The sequence below is a fragment of the Streptococcus mitis genome (genome assembly GCF_946190065.1).
Classification (GTDB): Bacteria; Bacillota; Bacilli; order Lactobacillales; family Streptococcaceae; genus Streptococcus; species Streptococcus mitis_DE.
Map to the genome: position 1 here is coordinate 1 of NZ_CAMHZD010000045.1, position 851 is coordinate 851.

The following is an 851-nucleotide window of genomic DNA, read 5'->3' on the forward strand; positions in this document are numbered from 1 at the left end:
CGATTTACAACACATGCTAACAACTTCGAGGTACATAAGTATGTGACCATTTCAACGAATGCGGATGACCGAAAACAGGCTCAGTTGATCCTACAAGATATTGGAGTTTCCCTAGGGACTCAGTTCCAGGAGGCTGATATTACATTTAGGGATATGAATGGTTTGGATCGCCTAAAAGTCTTTTCTGAGCTACTACGAGGTAATCCATATGTCAATTTTGATTATAAAGAAATTGCTTTGACAGGTTTATCTACTAAATCATTTATTGCGCCAAACAGGATTGAATTTCAAGAAAAACGCATGATTATAGATGATAGTTGGGTCAAGGTACTCTATGCCCACCGCTATCCAAACTGGATGTCTGATCGGCTTATTCGGGATTTAACAACACTAGGATTTGAACTAGCTATTACTATTCATGCAGAACCTTATGAGAACGTTGAAATCTTAGAGAAGATTGACGATGCAGAAACAGATGCTGAAATTGGGAAACTACGTTCTAAACGCAAGGCCGCTCAATCTGGTATCTTTGATGATGCAGTAGTTGCTGGTCGTGACCAAGAAATCTCAGAAGCTACCAAGAAGTGGCGAGATGAGATTACTGAGTATGATCAGAAAATCTTTTCTGGTTTGATTGCAGTGTATTTTAAGGCAGATAGCCAGGAAGAACTACAACGTAATGAGCAAAAGATTAAGCGTGCTGGTCGGAAGCTAGGGGTAGAATTTGAAGATCTCTATTATTACCAGGAAGAGGCTCTAAATACGATTTTACCTATCGGTGAGTGCTTCGTAAATGTGAAAAAGAATTTCATGAGAAAGATGACTACAGCTAATATTGCTACGCAAGTTCC

The 851-nt window shown here is 39.4% G+C and carries 1 pseudogene; it reads left to right on the forward strand.

Going from position 1 to position 851, the window contains the following annotated elements:
- Positions 1 to 851: pseudogene (locus OCF96_RS09855) on the forward strand (VirB4-like conjugal transfer ATPase, CD1110 family); the annotation flags it as partial.